Genomic DNA, 21,431 nt, shown 5'->3' with positions numbered 1-21,431 from the left:
GTGCGACGCGGTGTCGGCAAGGCGCCGTGCCAGAATGGGGACCATGCCGAAGATCGCCGCCCCCACCGTCGCAGAGCACCGCGAGCACATCCGCGTGGCGCTGATCGACGCGGCGGAGGCGATCCTGAGGGCCGGCGAGCCACTGACGGCCGGCGTAGTATCCGGCGCGGCCGGCATCGCCCGAAACTCCATCTACCGCTACGTCGACAGCGTAGACGACCTCCGCGGGCTGGTACTGCAGCGCTACCTGCCCGCCTGGGACACCGCCGTCACCGAGGCGCTCGCCCCGCTGACGGATCCCGGCGACAGGGTGGTCGAGTGGGTGCGGATCAACTTGGAGCAGGCCCACCTGACCGGCCACGGCTGGCTCATCACCATGACGCGGGAGGCGCCGCAGTCGGCGGCGATGACGGCGCTGGCCGACCACGCCCACCGGATCATGCGCGACGCGCTCGGCCGGGCGTGGATGGACCTGCTCGGCGATCCGACCGAGGCCAGGATCATGAGCTCGCTGACGCTCGGGATGCTGGGGGCTGCGTTCCAGCAGCTCGACACCGAGCTGCCCTACGGGCGCATCGTCGACGCGTCCGTCACCGCCGCCCGGGCGCTGGTCGACTCGGTCCCGCAGCGCCCCTGACCGCGGCGGCGATCCGCTGGCCGACGGTGACAGCGGACCCGGCCGCGACGATCCCGAGGGCCACCGTCAGGACCGCCGCCGGCGCTCCCAACCCGACGGCGAACGTCCCGGCCAGCACGACCGCCAGCCGGTCCGTCCTCTCGAACAACCCGACCGAGGCATCCCACCCCTCTGCCTCCGCACGCGCCCTCGCGTAGGACACCAGGAATCCCCCCGCCAGTGCGCCGAGGGCCAGCCACAACGTGACCGCGTCGCGGCCGGCGGCCCAGACCACGAGCGCGGCGAAGACCGCAGCGTCGGCGATCCGGTCCAGCGTGGAGTCGAGAAACGCTCCGAGACGGGACTCGCCTCCCCCCAGCCGCGCCATCGTCCCGTCCAGCCCGTCGGCAAGCAGGAAGCAGCACACGAGCACCGGGCCGACCACGAAACGCCCGGCGGGCAGGGTCGCGAGCGCCGCGATCACGACCGCCAAGGTTCCGGCGACGGTGACCTGGGTAGGCGTGAGGCCGAGCCTCAACAGCAGCCGGGCCGACGGGGTGAGCGCCCGCCCGTAGGCGCCGCGCAGGAAGGAGAGCACTGCCCCAAACTACCCGGCGCGCACGCGCCGACGGGCGGGCCGGGATGGGCCCGCCCGTCGGCGGATCAGGTCAGCGGACCTGGGTTACTCCTTGTGGTCGGAGACCTCGAGTTCCGCGACATCGGCCTTGGCGACGCCGGTGAACTTGAACGGCAGCTCGGAGCCCTCCTCGGCGACGTCGACCTGGACGATCTGCCCGGCGGACAGCTCACCGAACAGGATCTTCTCGGCCAGGATGTCCTCGACGTCGCGCTGCAGCGCACGGCGCAGCGGTCGCGCGCCCAGCACCGGGTCGTAGCCACGCTTGGCGATCAGCGTCTTGGCCGCGGGCGTGAGCTCGATGCCCATGTCCTTGTCCTTGAGGCGGGTCTCGATCTGCGCGACCATCAGGTCGACGATGTGCTCGATGTCGGACTGCGTGAGCTGGTGGAACACCACAATCTCGTCGACGCGGTTCAGGAATTCCGGACGGAAATGCTGCTTGAGCTCGTCCGAGACCTTCGCCTTCATCTTCTCGTAGTTCGACTCGTCGTCCCCGCCGCGGGAGAATCCGAGATTGACGGACTTCGAGATGTCGCGGGTACCGAGGTTCGTCGTCATCACGATCACGGTGTTCTTGAAGTCGACCACGCGCCCCTGGGCGTCGGTCAGACGACCCTCGTCCAGAATCTGCAGCAGCGAGTTGAAGATGTCCGGATGCGCCTTTTCGATCTCGTCGAACAGGACGACGGAGAACGGCTTCCGGCGGACCTTCTCGGTGAGCTGGCCACCCTCTTCGTAGCCGACATATCCGGGCGGGGAACCGAACATCCGCGACGCGGTGTGCTTCTCGGAGTACTCGCTCATGTCGAGCGTGATCAGGGCGTCCTCGTCGCCGAAAAGGAACTCGGTCAGCGCCTTGGTCAGCTCGGTCTTGCCGACGCCCGAGGGGCCGGCGAAGATGAACGAGCCGCTGGGGCGCTTCGGATCCTTCAGCCCGGCGCGGGTACGACGGATCGAACGTGACAATGCCTTGACGGCGTCCTTCTGGCCGACGTAACGCTTGCCGAGCTCCTCCTCCATGTGGAGCAGCCGCTGCGACTCCTCCTCAGTGAGCTTGAACACGGGGATGCCGGTGGAGCCGGACAGCACGACCGCGATCTCCTCCTCGCCGACGATCGCGGGGATGTCGGAGTCCCCGAGCTTCCAGGCCTCCTCCTTCTCGGCGCGCTGGATGCGGAGCTTCTGCTCCTCGTCGCGCAGCCGGGCGGCACGCTCGAAGTCCTGCGCGTCGATCGCCGCGTCCTTCTCCAGCTTGTTCGCCGCGAGGGCCTCGTCGAAGGTCCGCAGGTCCGGCGGGGCGGTCATCCGCTGGATGCGTAGCCGGGCGCCGGCCTCGTCGATCAGGTCGATCGCCTTGTCGGGCAGGAAACGGTCCTGGATGTATCGGTCGGCCAGCGTCGCGGCGGCGACGAGCGCCTCGTCCGTGATGGTGATGCGGTGGTGCGCCTCGTAGCGGTCCCGCAGCCCCTTGAGGATGTCGACCGTCATCGCAACGGAAGGCTCGGCCACCTGGATCGGCTGGAAACGGCGCTCGAGCGCCGCGTCCTTCTCGATGTGTTTGCGGTACTCGTCGAGAGTGGTGGCGCCGATGGTCTGCAGCTCGCCGCGGGCCAGCATGGGCTTGAGGATGCTTGCGGCGTCGATGGCGCCCTCGGCGGCACCCGCGCCCACCAGGGTGTGGATCTCGTCGATGAACAGCATGATGTCGCCGCGCGTCTTGATCTCCTTGAGCACCTTCTTCAAGCGCTCCTCGAAGTCGCCGCGGTAACGCGAGCCGGCGACGAGTGCGCCGAGGTCCAGCGTGTAGATCTGCTTGTCGCGCAGCGTCTCCGGCACGTCGCCGCGGACGATGGCCTGGCTGAGGCCCTCGACGACGGCCGTCTTGCCGACGCCGGGCTCGCCGATCAGCACCGGGTTGTTCTTGGTGCGGCGGCTGAGCACGGTCATGACGCGCTCGATCTCGTGCGTGCGGCCGATGACCGGGTCGAGCTGACCCTCGCGGGCCGCCTGTGTCAGGTTGCGCCCGAACTGGTCGAGGATCTGCGAGGTGGTCTTCTCCGGGCCCGTCTCCGGGGCGCCGGACATCGAGGTCTCGCGACCCTGGTAGCCCGTGATGAGCTGCAGCACCGTGCTGCGGACCCGGCTCAGGTCGGCGCCGAGCTTGATCAGCACCTGGGCTGCGACGCCCTCACCCTCGCGGATCAGGCCGAGCAGGATGTGCTCGGTGCCGATGTAGTTGTGGTTCATCTGGAGCGCCTCGCGCAGCGAGAGCTCGAGGACCTTCTTGGCGCGCGGGGTGAACGGGATGTGACCGGTGGGAACCTGCTGTCCCTGGCCGATGATCTCCTCCACCTGCTGGCGCACGGCATCCAGCTCGATCCCGAGGGACTCCAGCGCCTTGGCCGCGACACCCTCACCCTCGTGGATGAGTCCGAGCAGGATGTGCTCGGTGCCGATGAAGTTGTGGTTGAGCAGCTTCGCCTCGTCCTGGGCCAGGACAATCACTCGCCGCGCGCGGTCGGTGAACCGTTCGAACATGAAACTTCCCTCCTGCTGCAAGGCGGAAATGCGCCCCGCAGGCGCCACCCAGCTTACCCAGCGGCGGAAACTTCCGGAGCGCGGCCGCTCAGCCCAACGCGAACCGGACAGCCATCCGGTTCCCTGAGCCTGTCGAAGGGCGCCGCGCGGAGCGAGGCGAGAGGCCCACACCGCGCGAGGCGCCGTGACCCTGGAAGGTCGCGGCGCCTCGCGCGGTGACAGCTCTCGATCAGTTGGCAGCCTCGTAGGCGGCCACCACTGCGCCCGGGACGCGCCCGCGGTCCGAGACCTCGTAGCCGTTGGCGCGTGCCCACTCACGGATGGCGGAGGATCCGCCTCCCGAGCGGGAGCCTGATGCCTTGCGGCCGCCGGCGGACGCGGCTGTGCGTCGGGGACGGACGCGCTCGGCCTTGGCAATGTAGGGAGCCAGGGCGGCCTCCAGCTTGGCAATGTTCGCCTCGCTGAGATCGATGCTGTACGCGGTCTTGTCAAGCGAGAACTCTACGGTCCGAGCGCCCTCTCCGCCGTCGATGTCGTCGGTCAGAATGACGCGGATCTCGCGTGCCATGTGTGCTCCTCAAGTGGTCGGATGACTATGATGAAGAAACAGTACCTGCTGGGGGCAAGCATTTTCCACCGGAAGCCATATGACGCATAATCATTTTTTCTCGGTCGGCGGGATTACATTTCCTGGCGACATCGCGGTGTCTCTCGGCAGCCGTCATCCGAGCAACGTCGGGCTGATCCGAATCGCCGCCCAGCTCAACGACGACATCATCGTCTCGGCGGATGTGACATCGGGCTACGGCCATCGCGCCGCCGAGAAACTCTTCGAGGTGCGCGACTACCGATCGCTGATCATGCTGGCCGACCGTCACGACTGGTTATCGGCATTCTCGGGCGAACTGGTTGTCACCTGCACCATAGAGAACGCGATGCGGCTGGTGACCCCACCGCGCGCCACCCTGCTCCGCACCCTGCTTGCGGAGGTCGCCCGCATCCATTCACACCTGTCCTTCCTGTCCTACCTGGCCGACGGCCCGCTGGAGACCCGACTCTGGGGATGCGTCGAGGGGCTGCGGGAGGCGGCGCTGACGTGGGCCGGAAACAGGGTCCATCCGATGCTGAACCGGGTCGGCGGCCTGGCCTCCGACATGCCCGGAGGCTGGGGCGAGGACCTCGAGCCGCTGCTGGACGACATCGCCCGCGTCGCCTCCGACCTGCGGACGGTCCTGACGGACGCGAGCCATCTTCGCGGCCTCGCGGTGATCGACCGCGAGGCCTGCGTGGACTACGCCCTCTCCGGGCCCGTCGGACGCGCCGCCGGGCTCGACCTCGACCGCCGTGCCGGCGGCTACCTCGCGTACGACCAGCTGTTTCGTCCCGTGCAGCCCCGCAGCGACGGCGATGCGTCGGCCCGCTTCGCAGTGCTCATCGACGAGGTGGGCACGTCGATCGACATGGTTCGCCACGCGCTGGCGCTCGCCGCCCAGACGCCCGGGGAGGTGTCCACACGTCTCGCCCGGCGCCTGAAGGTGCCGGAGGGCGAGCACGTCACCGACATCGAGGCACCTTGGGGCATCGCGTCGTGCCTGATGGTCTCGCGTGGCGGGCAGACGCCGTGGCGCGTGGGGCTGCGGACGCCGTCCTTCGCGAACCTCTCAGCACTGGGCCCGACGCTTGCGGGTGTTCCGGTCGACCGGATGCCTGACGTCATCGCGTCGCTGGGCTACACGATCGGCGACGCCGACAAGTAGCCGTGCGCACAGCACGGGAGCCCGCGGTGTTCCGCGGGCTCCCGTGTCTAATGTGGGCTGCGTCAGGCGCGTCGCGCCACGGGCAGCTCGGGGAGGAAGTCGAGGTCCAGCTTGGCGAGGTCGACCATCGTGGGATGCTCGTCGGCTCCCCAGACGTCCTCGACGCTGGGGTGCAGCTTCGCCTTGCGGGGCAGGGTGACAATGTTAGCGGTGTTCTCGGCCTCGAGCTCGGCGATCCTCGCCTCCAGCGCCTCGATCCGGGCCTGGCGCTCGGCGATCTCGGCGCGCAGCCAGACGGCATTGCCCCGCATGGAGCTGAGCTCGGTCTTGGCTGCGCCAAGCTGTCCGCGCAGCTTGGCGATGACGCCCTGCAGGTTCTCAGCGCGGGCGTTGAAGCGCCCGATCATGGCCACGGACTCCTCATGGAACCGTTCGGCCTGCTGGGCGCGCAGCCCGATCTCGTGCTTCATCTCCTCGGCGTGACGCGCGCGCTCCTTCACCAGCTCACGGCCGGCGACGAAAAAGGCGATGAAGGCCATGGCGACGGCCAGCACCACGCCCGCCCGGGTGATCAGGTGCGTTCCGAAGATGGACGCCAGCGCGATGGCGCCACCCACCGCGAGGATCACCAACGCAATGGTGCGCTCAGAGGATTCGGGAGCAACTCGACGACCAGCCATGTGCTCAGTGTAGGTCCGACCCACCGGGTTCCCGCGAAACGACGTGCCGTGTCGCGGTATTCGACCATATAATCGCGCAGCCTCGTCAGGCCGGATCAGGGTGACCGCGCGCCTCGGGCTGCTGGCCCTTCTTCCGTCCCTCCTCGTCGCCGTCGTCGTCCTTGGCAACGCAGGCGCGCTCCAGCAGCGCACCGGCCCCCGCGAGGAGCAGCGCGGCGACGACGGTCGCGGCGCCCTGCACCACGCGCGCGGCCGGAAGGGGCGCACCCAGCCGCGTGATGAAGAACATGACGTAGACAACGTGACCGCCGGCGAAGACCGCCCCCGTCACGATCATCGACTTCCCGACCGCCAACGCCGCGAACGCCTCCTGCGAGGAGACCCTATGGTCCTCGATCCGTCGGGGAAGGGCCCTGGCATAGACGGTCACAGCGACGGCGAGCCCGATCAGCAGCCCAGGAACGGTCCAGGGCACGACGGGCGGCTGCGCGCCGAACGCCTCGAAGCCGAGCATGATGAGCCAGCTGATCGCCGCGCCGGCGAGGACGGAGACCACCGCCTGGCGGGCGGTGGTCAGTCCGAGCTTCGGGACATCGCTCAAAAGACGGTGCCGCTCACGGTGATCGCGATGTCGTCGCGACGCGTGATGCCGTCGGTGTCGAGGTCATCGACGAGGTCGGCGACGGGGCCGTAGCCGGCCAGGTCGGCGCCCGGGTCGATGTCGAGCCACGGGACGAGCACGAACGCGCGCTCGTGGGCCCGGGGGTGCGGGAGGTCGATGCCATCCTCCGAGACGCGTTTGCCGACCATCACGACGTCGATGTCAAGCGTGCGGGGGCCGTTGACAACGCCGCGGACGCGTCCAAAGTTCTCCTCGATGGCGTGTGCCCGGTCGAGGATCGTGAGGGGCTCCAGCGTGGACTCCGCCACCACGACAAGGTTCAGGAAATCGGGCTGCTCGGGGCCGCCCACCGGGGAGGTCTGATAGACCGGCGACACGTCGACGAGCATCAGGTCGGGGGTGTCCGCCAGATAGCCGACAGCCTCCTGCAGGATCGTCTCGGAGTCTCCCATGTTGGACCCGAGGCTGAGCACGACCTTGGAGATGGGTCGCAGGTTCCCGAGGGTGTCGACGTCGATATCGAAGGGTCCGTTGGACATGGCTACTTACTCCTGCAGATGGTGACGGAAACGTCCCCGAAGGGCTGGCTGATCGGCGCCTGCGGCTTGTGCACCGTGACGGTCACACGCTCCACTCTGCCACGGGCCAGAAGCCGTTCGGCAATATCGCCTGCGACGCTCTCAATGAGATTGCGGGGCTCGCCGGTCACGACGGACTCGACGTCGGCCGCGACCTCCGCGTAGTTCACCGTGTCGCGCAGATCATCCGTGCGGGTCTCCAACGGGAACTCGAGCACGACGTCGACGACGAACGGCTGACCCTCGCGGCGCTCCTCGGGGAAGACACCGTGGTAGCCGGTCGACGTGATGCCGGTCAACGTGATGCTGTCGATGCTGAACTCCTTGTCGGATCTGCTCCGAGACTACCCCACGGCGTCGGGGCGCGCCGGTCCCGCAGCAGCGTCCCACTCACGCTCGCGAAGCAGCCGGCGCGCCACCGAGATGGCGTCAGCCTGGCCGGTCACGTCGTGCGTGCGGACTGCCCACACGTCATGCAGTCCGCACCAGAAGGACAGGGCCGCGGTGGCGCCGTCGCGGCCGATGGGCTCGCGACCGCCCAGCAGCTCGCCGAGAAAAGCCTTGCGGGAGGCTCCGACCAGGACGCGGTGCCCCAGCTCCATGAAGCTGTCGAGATGTCGCAACAGCGTCCAGTTGTGGTCCCACGTCTTGGCGAACCCGAGGCCGGGATCCAGGATGATCCGCTCTCCAGGCACGCCGGCGGCAAGCGCCGCGTCGCGCTGAGCGAGCAGCTCCGCGGTCACGTCCGCGACGACATCGTCGTAGCGGGCCGCCTGGCTCATGATCGACGAGTGGCCGCGCCAGTGCATCAGCACGTAGTCGACGCCCGTGGCGGCGACGACGTCGAACATGGCGGGGTCCGCGAGCCCGCCGGAGACGTCGTTGACGATGCGGGCGCCCGCGTCGATCGCGGCGGCGGCCACCGATGCGCGCATGGTGTCGACCGACACCACGACGCCGTCGGCCGCGAGCTGAGCGACGATCGGGACGACCCTGTCGAGTTCGTCGGCTGCGGACACCCGGGCCGCCCCGGGCCTGGTCGACTCGCCGCCGATGTCGACGATGCTGGCGCCGTCGCCGAGCATTGCGCGGGCGTGGCTGACCGCGACGTGGGCGTCGAGGTACTCCCCGCCGTCGGAGAACGAGTCGGGGGTCACGTTGAGGATTCCCATGACGAGAGTCACCGCCGTGTCACCTCCCGAGGATCAGGCTCATGGCCTCCGCGCGCGTCGCGGGATCTCGCAGCTGTCCGCGGACGGCGGACGTGACGGTGCGGCTGCCGGGCTTGCGCACCCCGCGCATCGTCATGCAGGTGTGCTCCGCCTCGACCACCACAATGACCCCTCGGGCGTCGAGGTGCTCGACGAGGGCCTCGGCGATCTGCGTGGTGAGTCGCTCCTGCACCTGCAGGCGGCGGGCATACAGCTCGACGAGCCGCGCAATCTTCGACAGGCCTGTGACCCGGCCGTCCACGGACGGGATGTAGCCGACGTGCGCCACCCCCGTAAAGGGCAGCAGGTGGTGCTCACACATCGACACCAGCTCGATGTCCTTGACGAGCACCATCTCGTCGTGCGAGATGTCGAACGTGGTCCCCAGGATGTCCGCGGCGTCCGTCTCGTAGCCGGCGATCAGCTCGCTCCAGGCCCGCGCGACGCGGTCAGGGGTGTCCTGCAACCCGTCGCGGCCGGGGTCCTCCCCCACCGCGGCGAGCAACTCGCGTACGGCGGCGGCGGCCCGCTCCCTGTCGACCGCCATCAGAGCTGTGGGGCGCTCGGCGGGCGCCAGGAGTCGGGGCCGGGCTGCGGGGTGACCTGCGGCGGCTGCGGGGTCTGCGACGGCGGGGCGACCGGCGGCTGCGCGACCGGGCCGGGGATCAGCGACGGCACGCTCGGTGAGGCAGGGACCTCGATGGGCGGCAGGTCGGACGGCACACGCTCGTCGGAGCCGGTCCAGGCCGAACGCTTCTCGCGACGGCGCAGCGGCTTGAAGACCTCAGCGACCTCCTGACGGTTCAGCGTCTCCTTGGCGAACAGCTGCCGCACGAGCTCGTCGAGCACCTCGCGGTTCTCGACCAGGACGTCGAAGGCCTCCTGGTGGGCGGTGTGGATCAGCCCGGCGACCTCCTCGTCGATGATCGCCGCCATGGTCTGCGAGTACTCGGACGACGAGTCGGTGCCGCGCATGCCCATGAACGGCTCCGAGTCGCCGCCGCCGAGCTTGACGGAGCCGACGCGCTCGCTCATGCCGTACTGCATGACCATCGCGCGGGCCACCTTGGTGGCCTTCTCGATGTCGTTGGCGGCGCCGGTGGTGGGGTCGTGGAAGACGAGCTCCTCCGCCGCACGGCCGCCCATCATGTACGCGAGCTGATCGAGCAACTCGCCGCGGGTCTGCGAGTACTTGTCGGCGTCGGGCATCACCATCGTGTAGCCCAGCGCACGGCCGCGCGGGAGGATCGTGACCTTCTGCACCGGATCGTTACCGGGCATCGCGGCCGCGACGAGGGCGTGGCCGCCCTCGTGGTAGGCAGTGATGAGGCGCTCGTGGTCATTCATGAGCCGCGTGCGCTTCTGCGGGCCGGCGATGACGCGGTCGATGGCCTCGTCCAGATGCGGCTGGCGGATCATGTCCTGGTTCATGCGGGCGGCGAGCAGCGCGGCCTCGTTGAGGACGTTGGCGAGGTCGGCGCCGGAGAAGCCGGGGGTGCGGCGCGCGATCGACACGAGATCGACGTCGCTGGCAAGCGGCTTGCCCTTGGCGTGCACCTGGAGGATATGGGCGCGGCCGTCGGCATCGGGAGCCTCGACGCCGATCTGGCGGTCGAAGCGTCCGGGGCGCAGCAGCGCCGGGTCGAGCACGTCGGGGCGGTTGGTCGCGGCGATCAGGATGACGCCGCCGCGCACATCGAAGCCGTCCATCTCGACCAGCAGCTGGTTCAGCGTCTGCTCGCGCTCGTCGTGCCCGCCGCCCATGCCGGCGCCGCGGTGCCGACCGACGGCGTCGATCTCGTCGATGAAGATGATGGCCGGAGCGTTCTCCTTGGCCTGCGCAAACAGGTCACGAACGCGCGAGGCGCCGACGCCCACGAACATCTCGACGAAGTCGGAGCCGGAGATGGAGAAGAACGGTACCCCGGCCTCGCCTGCGACGGCGCGGGCGAGCAGCGTCTTGCCGGTCCCGGGCGGGCCGTACAGCAGCACACCCTTGGGGATCTTGGCGCCGAGTTTCTGGAACTTGGTGGGCTCCGCGAGGAACTCCTTGATCTCCTCGAGCTCCTCGACGGCCTCGTCGGCTCCCGCGACGTCCTTGAAGGTGGTCTTCGGGGTGTCCTTGGAGACGATCTTCGCCTTCGACTTGCCGAAGGACAGGGGCCCGCCGGCGCCGCCGCCCGACATCGAGCGCATGAGCCAGAAGACCACGAAGATCAGGACGAGGAAGGGCAGGCCCGTGTAGAGGAACGTCGACCAGAATCCCGGCTGCGGGTTGGTGGCCGTCCAGTCCTCGAGGGTCCCGGCCTCCTTGCGCTGCTCGACAAGCTTGACGATGTCGTCGATCTGGCTGCCGACCCACGCCGTCTGCGTGCGGTTGCCCTGCTCGTCGGTGACCTGGATCAGCTGGTCGCCGTCGATCAGCGTCACCGACTTCAGCTTGGTGTCGCTGTTCAGCAGCGCGATGGTCTTCGCGGTCGACACGTTCTGGTATCCGGTCATGGAGCTCAGCAGCTGCATGCCGAGGATCAGGAAAAGGACGCTCAGGACGATCCAGGCCACGGGGCTCTTGAAGAACTTCTGCAATGGTTTGCCGATCTAGTTGACGCGCACGCGCGATGCATCGAAACGATACCAGCGCAAACAACACGCCCCGCAGGCATGCAGTCTGCGGGGCGACGATTCAGCGGTCAGCTGTAAACGTGCTTGGCGAGGGTGCCGACGTCGCGCAGGTTGCGGTACCGGCCGGCGAAGTCGAGGCCGTAACCGACGACGAACTCGTTGGGGATGTCGAAGCCGATGTACTTGACGGGCACCTCCATCTGGGCGGCGTCGGGCTTGCGGAACATCGTCATGATCTCGAGGCTCGCGGGTCCGCGCGACGCCAGGTTCTTCATGAGGTAGCTCAGCGTCAGGCCGGTGTCGATGATGTCCTCGACCACGATGACGTCGCGGCCCTTCAGCTCGGCGTTGAGGTCCTTGAGGATCCTCACCACACCGCTGGACTGCGTACCCGCCCCGTAGGACGACACCGCCATCCAGTCCATCTCGACGTGGCTGTGCATCGCCCGCTGCAGGTCGCTCATGACCATGACGGCCCCGTTGAGCACCCCTACGAGCAGCACCTCCCGGCCCGCGTAGTCCTTGTCGATCTGCGCTGCGACCTCCGCGATCCGGGCCTGAATCTGGTCGGAGGTGAAGAGCACACGCTCGAGGTCCTGTGACACATCTGCGGCATCCACGTGAGTGACCCTACAGCGCGGGACGGGGCGGCGCAGGTCGCGGAGTGTCGCCCGGCCGACCTGCGAGACGAAGCCGCTCTCCCGTGCGCGCGACGTCCGCGCCGGGCAGCGAGACGGGACCCTGCCCGTGCCAGTGCGTGACCAGGCGGTCCACCGCGAGCGTCGCCTGCCGGTCGGCCGCGACCCCGGCTGCCGCGAGCCAGGCGCGGATCGCCCGCCACCGCAGGGCGTCGGGCAGCCGACGTAGTTCGGCGACGTCCAGCGTGTCGGCCGACGTGTCGATGGCCTCGCCGGTCAGGGCATCGAGGAGGTCCGCGTCGGCGCGGGCCAGCGCGGCCGTCCGGGCCAGGGCGGGGGCGAGGTCGCGGCCGAGGTCGGCGGAGAGGTCGGCCAGCGCGCGGCGGGCGCGGACGCGGACGAACCTCTCGTCGTCGTTCATCGGGTCGTCCCACCAGTCGAGGCCCCACTCGCGGCACGCCTGCTCGGTGTCGGCGCGCCGCAGCCCGAGCAGGGGGCGTAGGAAGGGGCCGCGGGCGGGGGCCATGCCCGCCAGCGAGCGGGTTCCGGACCCGCGGAACAGGCCGAGCAGCACGCTCTCGGCCTGGTCGTCGAGCGTGTGGCCCAGCAGGACCGGTCTGCCCGGGGTAGCGAGGGCGGCGAGGCGCGCGTCGCGGGCGGCCGCCTCGAGCCCATCGTCGCCCTCGTCGACCCGCACCGCGACGACCCGGGCGTCGACTCCCCGGGCGGCCAGCGTCTCGACGACGCGCGTCGCGACGTCGGCCGAGCCAGGCTGCAGGCCGTGGTCGACGACGACGGCCTCCGCCGTGAGGCCCCGCCGGGCTGCCGCGCGGTGCGCGCCGAGCGCCAGGGCTAGCGAGTCGGCGCCCCCGGAGCAGCCGACCGTGACGTCGCCGCCGGGCAGCGCGCCGGCGACGGCCGCCGTCACCCGCAGGGCGGCGGGCCCGAGCTCACGCCTGGCCACGCATCCGCCTCAGCCACGCGGGCGGGTCGGCGATCTCGTCGGGCCGCGGCAGCGTTTCTGGAGCGAGGAAGGCGTCGCGCAGCGCCTTCCGGCCGCCCTTGCGCGTGACCTGCGTGCAGAACTCGAGGCCGTTGCGATACTGGGCACCCTTGTCGAAGACGCCCGCGATCCGCGACAGGGTGCCGGGCGTCCGGTGGAAGGCGCGGCGCAGCTGGCCGACGGTGCGGATCCGGGCGCGGCCGGCGGTGTCGGCCGTGTGGTCGGCGTGGCCCTCGAGGAAGGTCATGGTCGCGACGAGGCCGGCGATATCGTCGCCGTCCTCGGTCTCCAGCACGCGGCGGCCGAGGCCGACGAGGTGGTCGCGCAGCCAGGGCGCGGCGCGGAACTGGAGCGCATGCGTCTGCTCGTGCAGCGACACCCAGAGCCGGAAGTCGGCTGGCACGAAGCCGTGGGCGCGCTCCAGGTTCACGATGGTCGGCGCGAGCAGGAAGAGGGTGTCGGAGCCGGTGTACGCGTCGTACTGCCCGATCAGGCGGGGGCCGGCGATCCTGAGGCCGACGCCTGCGACGAGTCCTCCCCCGACGCCGCGGAGGGTCCTGAGCGCGCCGGGCGGGCGGCGGCGGAGCCCGAGGTCGGACATGCCCGCGTCGGCCATGTCGCGCACGGCGGCGCCCCAGCCGGTCCAGTCGACGACCGAGATCGTGCCGGCGCCGACGGAGTCGACGCCCAGGGCCGAGGCGCTGATCTCGCCCGCGCGGCGCGCGGTGACGCGCAGGTCCGCGACGAGCCGCTGCAGGTCACGGCGGTCCAGGTCGGGCAGCCGACCCGGCGCCATCCGGGTGATCCGACGGGCGAGGGCCCAGTCGATCTCGGGGGCGTGCTCCATGCCGATCAGCAGCCGCAGGACGCGACGACGCCTGTGGCCTGGTCGGCCCACAGCTTGGCCCACCAGCCAGCGTCGGTGCCGTTGATCATGAACGCGAAGGACACCTGGCGGCCGTCGGCGGTCAGGGTGGTGCCCGCGAGCGTCGAGACCAGTGAGAGGGTGCCGGTCTTCGCGCTCGCCACGCCGCGGGCCGGGCGGGCGAGCGCGTCGGTGAACCTGGTCGCGAGCGTCCCGGTCACCCCTGCGGTGGGCAGCCCGTCGAGGATGACTGAGAGGTGTTCGTCGGTGTCGAGGAGCTGCACGGCCCTGGCGAGCATGTTCGCCGTGATGCGATTGCTGCGCGACAGGCCCGACGAGTCGCGCAGGACGGTCCCTTCGTCCCAGACACCGAGGTCGGTCAGTTCGGACTTGATGGCCGCGACGGCCCCCTTGAACGTCGAGTCGCGGCCGGTCTGCTTCGCCAATTGGAGCCCGAGGATCTCGGTGAAGGAGTTGTTGGAGCGGTTCATGGCGGTCTCGACCAGGACGTGGAGGGGCAGCGACTCGACGCGTGCCACCTCGTCGCCGGTTCCGGAGCGCTCCTTGACGCTGCCCGTCACCGTGATGCCCGCCTTCTCGAGCTGGGTCGCGAAGATCTTCGCGGCGTCAGCGGCGGGGGTGCGGGTCCGGGCGCCGCTGGTGCGGCCCTCGTCGACCCACAGCGACGACAGCTGCGTCACCTGGTCGCGGTAGTTCGAGGGCCAGGTGTCGTTCCAGCCCTCCTCGTCGAAGTAGGAGTCGTCGTAGCCGAGGGTGACGCCGGACTGCCCATCGGCCTTGAGTGCCTCGGCCGTCGCCGCGGCCAACTCCTGCGTGCTGGCGGGCTGCGGGTACGTCCCCTCGTCCGCGGGGGTGCTGAGCAGCATGGGGTCGCCGCCGCCGACGAGCACGATCTCGCCGTCGGCCGGCTGCAGCACCCGCGTGGCGAACGTCTCTGAACCGTCGAGGGCGTTCATGACGGCCAGCGACGTCATCAGCTTGGTGTTCGACGCAGGGATCAGCGCCGTCTTCGCCTTGCTGGACGAGATCACGTCCCCTGTCTCGACGTCAACGACCTCCCAGGCGACGGTCACCTTGCTGCCGTCGGCAGCCTTCAGATTCGACCGGTCCAGAGCCTTCAGCTGTGCGGTGAGCGTGTCGGAGTCCGGGACCTTCCCGTCGGTGGGGATCCCCGCGGCCTGCGCGAGCCCGGTGCCAGCCGTGGCGGGCGCCTCACTCTCCTCGACCTGAGGGGCGAAGATGGAGACGTCGACGGTGTCCGGCGCCCCCTCGCGCGTCAGTCCGGCGGCCGTGAGCAGGGGCGCGTGGAACACGGCGACGAGGAAACCGCCGAGCAGAAGGAGGCAGCTCAGTACGCCGACGACGACCCATTCGGCCACTCGTCTCTTCGGCATCGGCTCCTCCAAAGCGCTATTCTGCAGGCAGCAGACGGCCCCGGCGGGGCGGTTCCCCAATCATAGGAGTGCGCCAAGTGAGCGAAGACGCCCCGGCCGGCTTCAGGCCCATCGATCCCGGTCGACGGATCCTTTTCGACGTGACGGTGGAGATCCCCAAGGGGACCAAGAACAAGTACGAGATGGACCACAACACCGGTCGCATCCGACTGGACCGGACGCTGTTCACCTCCACTCAGTACCCGTATGACTACGGCTTCGTCGAGGGGACCCTCGGCCAGGACGGCGACCCGCTCGACGCGATGATCATCGGCAACGACCCGACGTTCCCCGGCTGCCTTGTCGAGTGCTACGCCGTCGCCATGTTCCGTATGACCGACGAGATGGGCGGCGACGACAAGGTGCTGTGCGTCGCGACGGCAGACACGCGCCGCGGCAACATCACCGACCTGTCGTCGGTGCCGGAGCACATGCTGCTCGAGATCGAGCACTTCTTCTCCGTCTACAAGGACCTCGAGCCCGGCAAGTCCGTCGAGGGCGCGACCTGGACCGGCCGCGAAGAGGCGGAGGCCGAGGTCGCGGAGTCGTTCGAGCGCGCCAAGGGCACGCCCTACGAGCACCACCACGTGAACTTGGCCTGACCGCCTGACGTCATCACCGCCCGCGCCACCTCAGGCGCGGGCGGTTTCGTCTGTCATGGCATGGTCGAACTCGGGCAGTCTCGTCTGTCGAGGCGGTCGAGACCGTGGTGGCCGAGTAGTGCAGTGGTTGTAGGTGCGAACGCGACGAGTCTGTCGAGGCGGGCGAGAGCGTGGTGGCCTCTCACAGAGACCCGTCCCGCTGGCGCCGTGCAGCGCCCCGACGCAAGCGCCCGCGCCCGCGCCGGCGTCAACCTGCCAGCGTCAGCCCCAGCCAGGCGGCTGCAAGACACCCGACGACCGTCAGCACCAGATAGGCCGCCGCGATCCGTCGACTGCGGCGCCCGACGAGCCGCGCGACCTGCCACGACGCAGTCGAGAAGGTGGTGAAGCCACCGCAGAACCCCGTCCCGAGGATGCCCAGCGGTGCCCCCGTCAGCGTGCCTGTGGCGACGCCCAGCACGAAGGAGCCCGTCACGTTGATGGCGAGCGTCGCGACCCAGGGTAGCGTGGCGAACAGTGCCTCGCTGCGGGCGCGGAGCGCGGTGTCGACCAGCGACCTGGCCACGGCGCCCAGCCCTCCGGCAAGGCATGTCAGCAGGAGAATCAGCATTTCGACACCCTGCCCGCCGCTGCGCGTGCCGTCAGCAACAACCCCTTGTCAGGAGCCTGGCCCGACTTCAACGCGTCCCCGACGCGAGCACCCTCGGGCGACATCAGCGTGACCATCCAATGCTGAGCCGCGCGCGTCATCACCGTGACCCCCTCATCATGAGTCGCCACGTCGCAAAGTGCGCGAGACCCGCGACGCACACCCCCGCAAGCGCCTCGGCCGCGACTATCAGGACGCCTGAGGGGTGGGTGGCGCCCTGCACGGCGAGCGACGACCAGGAAGTGAACGCGCCGATTCCACCAACCACGAGGAACATGCGCCACGCCTCGTGCCGATGCCCAAGCAGTGCCGACACCACGCCCAGGAGAAGACAGCCGAGGAGGTTGACCGCTGCGAGGGCGACGACCTGGTCACCGACCAGGTGCAGGATCCCCATCCGCCCGGCGGTCCCGAGGCAGCCGCCGGCGAAGACTGCGCCGATCTTAGGGAGGCGGGATCTGTTCACCGCCCCAGCACACCACACCCGACTGCTTCTGAAAATCGGGCAGTGCCCGCTTCTCCCCGGTCCCGTCACGAAAAACGACCAACACCCCGCACGAGGTTTCACCCTCAGCGAACACGTCGAACATGCGAACGATTTCTGTCGGTGCCGATCTCTACCGTGAAGACATGGAACCCACGACCAGACTCACCACCGACGCGGCACTGACCGCAATCCGTGCCGCGCTGGCCGCCATCGACCACCCCCAACGCACCCACATCAGCCACCACGAACGCCTCACCCTCCTCCAGACCGCCCGCCGCGCCCAGGGACAACTCGCCGGCCTCGTGGCCATGCTCACCGGCGAAGCAGAAGCCAACCACTCCGCCGAAGCCGTCGCCGGAACCCAACTCCCCACCCTCCTCGGCCAGCAGGAACACCTCGATGTCCGCGACGCCCTGCGTTCCGTCACGCAGGCCCGCGACATCGCCCACCACGACGACGTGGCCCACCGCGTCATCGACGGCAGCCTCTCGCCCCAGCATGCCCAGGCCATCCGCCGCACCCTCGACACCCTCCCCCACGCCCTCAACACCGGCCAGCGCGACCACGCCAGGCAGTACCTCATCGACAAGGCCGCCACCGTGACACCCGGCCGCCTGACCGCCTCCACCGACGACCTGCTGGCCGCCGTCGCACCCGAACTGGTCCCCACCGCCGAGGAACGCGACGCCCGACTCGCCCGGCAGCGCGCCGACGCCCTCGCCCGCCGCTCCTTCACCTGGGGCGAAGACACCGCCCACCCCGGCTCCTGGTACTTCAAAGGCTCCCTCCCCACCCTCGAAGCCGAACAGGTCATCCGCGCGATCACCATCGAGGTCAACCACGCCAAACGCGCCCAACGACGCCAGCACCGCCGACACGACACACCCCGCTGGGACCAGCGCCAGGCCGACGCCCTCACCACCCTCGCGACCACGGCAGCACCGCCAGCCGATCCCCCACAGCCGAAGCCGCCAACCCTCCGACAGGCTCAGGGCGTTTCGACAAGCTCAACGAACCGCGGATCTGAAGGCTCCGACGCCAGCAACAGCCCAGACCCATACACACCCGCGACGCTTGTCGTGACCATCGACTACACCGAACTCGCCACCCAACTCCACGCCTCCGGCCAACTCCCATCCGGAGCCCGCCTCCCAGCCAAAGAACTACGCCGCCTGGCCTGCGACGCCCAGATCATCCCCATCGTCCTGGGCGCACAGGCCGAGATCCTCGACGTCGGCCGCGCACACCGCTTCGTCACCCCCGCCATCCGCCACGCCCTCAACCTCCGCGACAACGGCTGCATTTTCCCCGGCTGCCACGCCACCGCCCTCGAATGCGACGCCCACCACGTCATCCCATGGTGGGCAGGCGGCAGCACATCCCTCGACAACCTCGCACTGCTCTGCCCCTACCACCACCCCAAAGTCGAACCCACCCACACCGGCCCCGGCGCAGGCACCACCTCCGCCGACGGCTGGCACATCACCTTCAACCCCCACACCGGCAGACCCACACTCGGCCGAGAACCCCCAGACACCAGCTGACCCAGCCCGCCCGGCCCCACGCCCGGACGGCAATAGCCGCCGCGGTACCGGGAGCGGGGACCGGGGACCGGGCGCCGGACGCGCCGCTTCATGGCCGGCCTCTGCCCACCGCCGGCGCGTCAGGCCTCCGCCGAACGCCCAGGGAGTCGGGCAGTCGGCGGGAGCGGTGTGGAAGACTTTCGGGCATGTCCCGCTACCTCATGCTGCGCACCCCGTCTGCCAACCGCGTCTACGCAGGCGAGGCTGCGCCGCTGACGGCCGCTGAGCTGGAGCTCACTGCGCCGTTCGCGCGCGACATCGCCGACGTGGAGATCGCGGGCGTGGGCTACCTCGCCTTCGACGCCGACGACCTGGCCCCAACGCAGCTGGCGACGCTGGCCACCCAGTCGGCCTGCTTCGCCCTGTTCGAGTCGGCCGGGGATCTGCTGCGTCCCGTGGCGCTGCCCCGGCCCTTCGACCTGGATGACGACCTGATCACCATCCCGAAGTACCAGGGCAAGACCAACGAACAATTCACCCAACTGCTTCTCAGCGTGACTCTCGCCGCCGTCACCCGCGAGCCTACGGGCCCACGACAGGTGCTCGATCCGCTAGCCGGCCGCGGCACCACCCTCTCGACGGCCCTACTGCTCGGCCACGACGCGTACGGCGTCGAGGGCGACGAGAAGGCCTTCCAGCAGATGGCGTCGTTCTACAAGACCTGGTTGCGCCGCAAGCGCATCAAGCACACCGCCGACGTGACCGGCGTGCGGCGCGACGGCAAGTCGATCGGACAGCGCTTCGACGCCTCCATCCAGCTGGCCGACCGCACCGCCAGGGTTACGGCCTTCACCGGAGACACCCGCACCTCGGCCGACCTGTTCGGTAAGAAGAAGTTCGACGTCATCGTGACCGACGCCCCCTACGGCGTCATGCACGGCTCGTCGACCGACGTGCGCGGCGTCTCGGGCCGCCGCGACCGCTCACCTGCCGGTCTGCTTCGCGAAGCGGTGCCCGTCTGGACGTCCCAACTGATGCACGGCGGAGCCCTCGGCATCGCCTGGAACACCTTCGGCCTGTCCCGCGGCGACCTCGCCGAGATCCTGTCGCGCTCCGGCCTGGTGGTGTGTGAGGGTGGCGCGTGGGAGCGCTTCGCGCACCGCGTCGACTCCTCGATCCGACGAGACCTGATCGTCGCGGTGCGCCCCTGAGCGACGGTCGCCCGCGTTGCCGGCACATGTTAAATTGACCCGGTGACGAGCACCGAGGAACTGTCTGCCACGAGGTTCAGCGGCCGGGTCTTCTCGGATCCCGATCGCCCTGAGGTGCTGTTCACCGCGTTCGATGTCGCGGCATACACCCGCGACGCGCAGGGCAGGATCGCCGTCGACGCGCAGGCCGTCGCCCCGCTCGACGACCGACTCAGGGCCGACCTCGAGTTCCTCTGGCGCCTCGACAGCGCAGGGCTGTCCGAGACCCGCGCCATCCTCGGCAACTGGACCGGCAACGAGGCGCGGATCACCGCATTCGTCGCCACCTGGGCCGTCGAGCGCATGTGGCTGGCCTGGGCGCTGCGCGACATTCTCGCGGCCGACGGCCCGAAGCCCGAGCCCCGCTCACACACCCGCCTGACCGCCCGGCTGCGCGACGTGTGGGTCGAGCGCGCCATGCCCGTCATCGTCGCACCTGTCGCCGCGGTGGTCGGCGAGTCCATCACCGCGGGCCACATGCTGCGCCTCGCACTGCAGGAGGCCTCGCTGCAGGCCACGTACGCGGCACTGCTGCCCCGGCTCGAGGGCGAGGCCGCCCGCGTCGTCACCGAGATCATCGCCCGCCGCGCCACCATCGTGGAGTTCTTCGAGCTGGAGGCCTCGGCCCGCATCGGACGCTCCCGCGCAGAGCGGCTCTCGGCGAGGGGTTCGATGCTCGCCTGGCGCCCGCTTCGGATCGTCGGCGTGCCCGACCCCGACGAGGACCGCGCGCTCGCCTCGATCTTTTCCACACCCGAAGCCCGGGCCGGGCTGGCCAGCGTCGACGCACGCATCCGTGGGCTGCTCGACGGCCAAGGAGTCATCGCGGGCACCGACCGGTTCGGCGGCCCACCCCCGCCGCCCTCCCCGGGGCTGCTGCACAGAAGGGGACGTCGTGGCGTTCAATCTTGAGAAGTTCGCCGAGACCTCCGACCGCGTCCGCTGGGAGGACCTCGACTTCGACACGTTCGAGACCCAGCCCCTCGACGAGCCCACCCTGCGGGTGCTGCGCTACATGTGCGACGTCGAGTACCACACCTCCTGCTACCTGCGGGACCTGCTCGTGACCCGCTCGCACCGCAGCGAGGAGTCCCGAGGCTTCATGACCACGTGGAACCGCGAGGAGTTCTGGCATGGCGAGGCGCTGGCCGCGGTGCTCAGCCGCCACGGGATCGTCGTCGACTACGACGAGCTGAAGGCCAAGCGCATCAAGCTCGGCTGGAAGGAGGCTCTCGGCCCGACGAAGCAGGGGACGCTGTCCAACCTCGTCGGCGACGACTTCCTCGCCGTGCACAACGCGTGGGGCGCCGCCAACGAGCTGTCGGCCGTCGCCGCCTACCGACGCCTCGCGGAGCAGCTCGAGCACCCGGCCCTCTCACCCCTGCTCAAGCGCATCGCGCAGCAGGAGACCCGGCACGTGGCGTTCTACACGACGCAGGCCCGCATGGCGCTCGAACGCTCCGCAGCGGCACCCAAGATCGTCCGCACCCTCATGCAGACCGCCTGGCGCCCCGTCGGCTCAGGCGTGATGGACGACTCCGAGGTCCGCTACGTGATGGGCCACCTCTTCGCCGGCCAGGGCGAGGCGCTGGACAAGCTGGACCAGTCCGTGGCGAACCTGCCGGGCCTCGACGGGCTGCAGATCTTCCGCACGGCGTTCGCGCGCCTCGGCGTCACCGTCTGACCACCTCGGCGC

23 protein-coding genes are annotated in these 21,431 nt (G+C 69.7%); 7 read left to right on the top strand and 16 right to left on the bottom strand.

Going from position 1 to position 21,431, the window contains the following annotated elements; genetic code table 11:
- Positions 1-43 precede the first annotated feature (43 nt).
- Entirely contained in the window at positions 44-637 is a 594-nt protein-coding gene (locus QH948_RS02520) for a TetR/AcrR family transcriptional regulator (RefSeq protein WP_219081266.1), read from the top strand.
- Here the strand turns inward: QH948_RS02520 and pgsA are convergent.
- From pgsA to QH948_RS02505, 3 genes are all read right to left on the bottom strand, one after another.
- Positions 591-1,214 (bottom strand): phosphatidylinositol phosphate synthase, encoded by a 624-nt coding sequence (gene pgsA / locus QH948_RS02515; RefSeq protein WP_281145380.1) that lies wholly within the window; start codon positions 1,212-1,214, stop codon positions 591-593. The two genes, QH948_RS02520 and pgsA, sit on opposite strands and share 47 nt — an antisense overlap.
- 84 nt (positions 1,215-1,298) lie before the next feature.
- A complete protein-coding gene (locus QH948_RS02510) occupies positions 1,299-3,794 on the bottom strand; it encodes an ATP-dependent Clp protease ATP-binding subunit (RefSeq protein ID WP_281145379.1) in 2,496 nt (831 codons plus the stop codon).
- A 229-nt stretch (positions 3,795-4,023) separates the two neighbouring features.
- Entirely contained in the window at positions 4,024-4,362 is a 339-nt protein-coding gene (locus tag QH948_RS02505; protein WP_219081271.1) for a histone-like nucleoid-structuring protein Lsr2, read from the bottom strand.
- Between the two features lie 79 nt (positions 4,363-4,441).
- Here QH948_RS02505 and QH948_RS02500 point away from each other — a divergent pair, with 79 nt between their 5' ends.
- Positions 4,442-5,551: an NADH-quinone oxidoreductase subunit D-related protein gene (locus tag QH948_RS02500; RefSeq protein ID WP_281145378.1), complete on the top strand. Its 1,110-nt coding sequence runs from the start codon at positions 4,442-4,444 to the stop codon at positions 5,549-5,551.
- 62 nt (positions 5,552-5,613) lie between these two features.
- Here the strand turns inward: QH948_RS02500 and QH948_RS02495 are convergent, their stop codons facing one another.
- From QH948_RS02495 to dacB, 11 genes are all read right to left on the bottom strand, one after another.
- On the bottom strand, positions 5,614-6,231 hold the full coding sequence (locus QH948_RS02495) for a hypothetical protein (protein ID WP_281145377.1): 618 nt from the start codon (positions 6,229-6,231) through the stop codon (positions 5,614-5,616).
- An 85-nt stretch (positions 6,232-6,316) separates the two neighbouring features.
- A complete protein-coding gene (locus QH948_RS02490; RefSeq protein ID WP_281145376.1) occupies positions 6,317-6,832 on the bottom strand; it encodes a DUF3180 domain-containing protein in 516 nt (171 codons plus the stop codon).
- A complete protein-coding gene (folK, locus tag QH948_RS02485; protein WP_281145375.1) occupies positions 6,829-7,392 on the bottom strand; it encodes a 2-amino-4-hydroxy-6-hydroxymethyldihydropteridine diphosphokinase in 564 nt (187 codons plus the stop codon). Before folK ends, QH948_RS02490 begins: the two co-directional genes overlap by 4 nt.
- 2 nt (positions 7,393-7,394) lie before the next feature.
- Complete coding sequence (gene folB, locus QH948_RS02480; RefSeq protein WP_438874113.1) at positions 7,395-7,730, bottom strand: dihydroneopterin aldolase; 336 nt, start codon at positions 7,728-7,730, stop codon at positions 7,395-7,397.
- A 45-nt stretch (positions 7,731-7,775) separates the two neighbouring features.
- Complete coding sequence (gene folP, locus QH948_RS02475) at positions 7,776-8,603, bottom strand: dihydropteroate synthase (RefSeq protein WP_281146114.1); 828 nt, start codon at positions 8,601-8,603, stop codon at positions 7,776-7,778.
- A gap of 19 nt (positions 8,604-8,622) precedes the next feature.
- Positions 8,623-9,189, bottom strand: coding sequence for a GTP cyclohydrolase I FolE (gene folE / locus QH948_RS02470; RefSeq protein WP_281145374.1), 567 nt, complete (start codon positions 9,187-9,189; stop codon positions 8,623-8,625).
- Positions 9,189-11,240, bottom strand: a complete 2,052-nt coding sequence (gene ftsH / locus QH948_RS02465) for an ATP-dependent zinc metalloprotease FtsH (protein ID WP_438874129.1) — start codon at positions 11,238-11,240, stop codon at positions 9,189-9,191. Before ftsH ends, folE begins: the two co-directional genes overlap by 1 nt.
- A gap of 92 nt (positions 11,241-11,332) precedes the next feature.
- Entirely contained in the window at positions 11,333-11,884 is a 552-nt protein-coding gene (gene hpt, locus QH948_RS02460) for a hypoxanthine phosphoribosyltransferase (RefSeq protein ID WP_281145373.1), read from the bottom strand.
- A 10-nt stretch (positions 11,885-11,894) separates the two neighbouring features.
- Complete coding sequence (gene tilS / locus QH948_RS02455; RefSeq protein ID WP_281145372.1) at positions 11,895-12,866, bottom strand: tRNA lysidine(34) synthetase TilS; 972 nt, start codon at positions 12,864-12,866, stop codon at positions 11,895-11,897.
- Complete coding sequence (locus tag QH948_RS02450; protein WP_281145371.1) at positions 12,853-13,752, bottom strand: zinc-dependent metalloprotease; 900 nt, start codon at positions 13,750-13,752, stop codon at positions 12,853-12,855. Before QH948_RS02450 ends, tilS begins: the two co-directional genes overlap by 14 nt.
- Positions 13,753-13,757: 5 nt before the next feature.
- On the bottom strand, positions 13,758-15,185 hold the full coding sequence (dacB, locus tag QH948_RS02445; RefSeq protein WP_281145370.1) for a D-alanyl-D-alanine carboxypeptidase/D-alanyl-D-alanine endopeptidase: 1,428 nt from the start codon (positions 15,183-15,185) through the stop codon (positions 13,758-13,760).
- A gap of 182 nt (positions 15,186-15,367) precedes the next feature.
- On the opposite strand from dacB, the gene QH948_RS02440 reads away from it, so the two are divergent.
- A complete protein-coding gene (locus QH948_RS02440) occupies positions 15,368-15,826 on the top strand; it encodes an inorganic diphosphatase (RefSeq protein WP_281146113.1) in 459 nt (152 codons plus the stop codon).
- Between the two features lie 247 nt (positions 15,827-16,073).
- Here the strand turns inward: QH948_RS02440 and QH948_RS02435 are convergent, their stop codons facing one another.
- Together QH948_RS02435 and QH948_RS02430 are read right to left on the bottom strand one after the other, a co-directional pair.
- Positions 16,074-16,436 carry a fluoride efflux transporter FluC gene (locus QH948_RS02435; RefSeq protein ID WP_281145369.1) on the bottom strand — a complete coding sequence of 121 codons (363 nt, stop codon included), beginning with the start codon at positions 16,434-16,436 and terminating at the stop codon, positions 16,074-16,076.
- 139 nt (positions 16,437-16,575) lie between these two features.
- Positions 16,576-16,941 carry a CrcB family protein gene (locus QH948_RS02430; RefSeq protein WP_281145368.1) on the bottom strand — a complete coding sequence of 122 codons (366 nt, stop codon included), beginning with the start codon at positions 16,939-16,941 and terminating at the stop codon, positions 16,576-16,578.
- A gap of 164 nt (positions 16,942-17,105) precedes the next feature.
- Here QH948_RS02430 and QH948_RS02425 point away from each other — a divergent pair, with 164 nt between their 5' ends.
- The 4 genes from QH948_RS02425 (at position 17,106) to QH948_RS02410 (ending at position 21,419) form a co-directional block, all read left to right on the top strand.
- Positions 17,106-18,506 (top strand): HNH endonuclease signature motif containing protein, encoded by a 1,401-nt coding sequence (locus QH948_RS02425; protein ID WP_281145367.1) that lies wholly within the window; start codon positions 17,106-17,108, stop codon positions 18,504-18,506.
- A 185-nt stretch (positions 18,507-18,691) separates the two neighbouring features.
- Entirely contained in the window at positions 18,692-19,696 is a 1,005-nt protein-coding gene (locus QH948_RS02420; RefSeq protein WP_281145366.1) for a TRM11 family SAM-dependent methyltransferase, read from the top strand.
- Between the two features lie 42 nt (positions 19,697-19,738).
- Positions 19,739-20,647 (top strand): hypothetical protein, encoded by a 909-nt coding sequence (locus QH948_RS02415; RefSeq protein WP_281145365.1) that lies wholly within the window; start codon positions 19,739-19,741, stop codon positions 20,645-20,647.
- On the top strand, positions 20,631-21,419 hold the full coding sequence (locus QH948_RS02410; RefSeq protein ID WP_281145364.1) for a ferritin-like domain-containing protein: 789 nt from the start codon (positions 20,631-20,633) through the stop codon (positions 21,417-21,419). The genes QH948_RS02415 and QH948_RS02410 overlap by 17 nt, the downstream gene beginning before the upstream one ends.
- Positions 21,420-21,431: the final 12 nt, after the last annotated feature.

The organism is Tessaracoccus lacteus (genome assembly GCF_029917005.1).
In the GTDB taxonomy this organism is placed as follows: domain Bacteria; phylum Actinomycetota; class Actinomycetes; order Propionibacteriales; family Propionibacteriaceae; genus Arachnia; species Arachnia lactea.
This window is presented reverse-complemented; position numbering and strand designations above follow the sequence as displayed.

Coding starts and splice junctions, on each gene's coding strand:
- QH948_RS02520 (WP_219081266.1), top strand. CDS start 44: ATGCCGAAGATCGCCGCCCCCACCGTCGCAGAGCACCGCGAGCACATC.
- QH948_RS02510 (WP_281145379.1), bottom strand. CDS start 3,794: ATGTTCGAACGGTTCACCGACCGCGCGCGGCGAGTGATTGTCCTGGCC.
- QH948_RS02505 (WP_219081271.1), bottom strand. CDS start 4,362: ATGGCACGCGAGATCCGCGTCATTCTGACCGACGACATCGACGGCGGA.
- QH948_RS02500 (WP_281145378.1), top strand. CDS start 4,442: ATGACGCATAATCATTTTTTCTCGGTCGGCGGGATTACATTTCCTGGC.
- QH948_RS02495 (WP_281145377.1), bottom strand. CDS start 6,231: ATGGCTGGTCGTCGAGTTGCTCCCGAATCCTCTGAGCGCACCATTGCG.
- folK (WP_281145375.1), bottom strand. CDS start 7,392: ATGTCCAACGGACCCTTCGATATCGACGTCGACACCCTCGGGAACCTG.
- folP (WP_281146114.1), bottom strand. CDS start 8,603: ATGGGAATCCTCAACGTGACCCCCGACTCGTTCTCCGACGGCGGGGAG.
- folE (WP_281145374.1), bottom strand. CDS start 9,189: ATGGCGGTCGACAGGGAGCGGGCCGCCGCCGCCGTACGCGAGTTGCTC.
- QH948_RS02450 (WP_281145371.1), bottom strand. CDS start 13,752: ATGGAGCACGCCCCCGAGATCGACTGGGCCCTCGCCCGTCGGATCACC.
- dacB (WP_281145370.1), bottom strand. CDS start 15,185: ATGCCGAAGAGACGAGTGGCCGAATGGGTCGTCGTCGGCGTACTGAGC.
- QH948_RS02440 (WP_281146113.1), top strand. CDS start 15,368: ATGGACCACAACACCGGTCGCATCCGACTGGACCGGACGCTGTTCACC.
- QH948_RS02435 (WP_281145369.1), bottom strand. CDS start 16,436: ATGCTGATTCTCCTGCTGACATGCCTTGCCGGAGGGCTGGGCGCCGTG.
- QH948_RS02425 (WP_281145367.1), top strand. CDS start 17,106: ATGGAACCCACGACCAGACTCACCACCGACGCGGCACTGACCGCAATC.
- QH948_RS02420 (WP_281145366.1), top strand. CDS start 18,692: ATGTCCCGCTACCTCATGCTGCGCACCCCGTCTGCCAACCGCGTCTAC.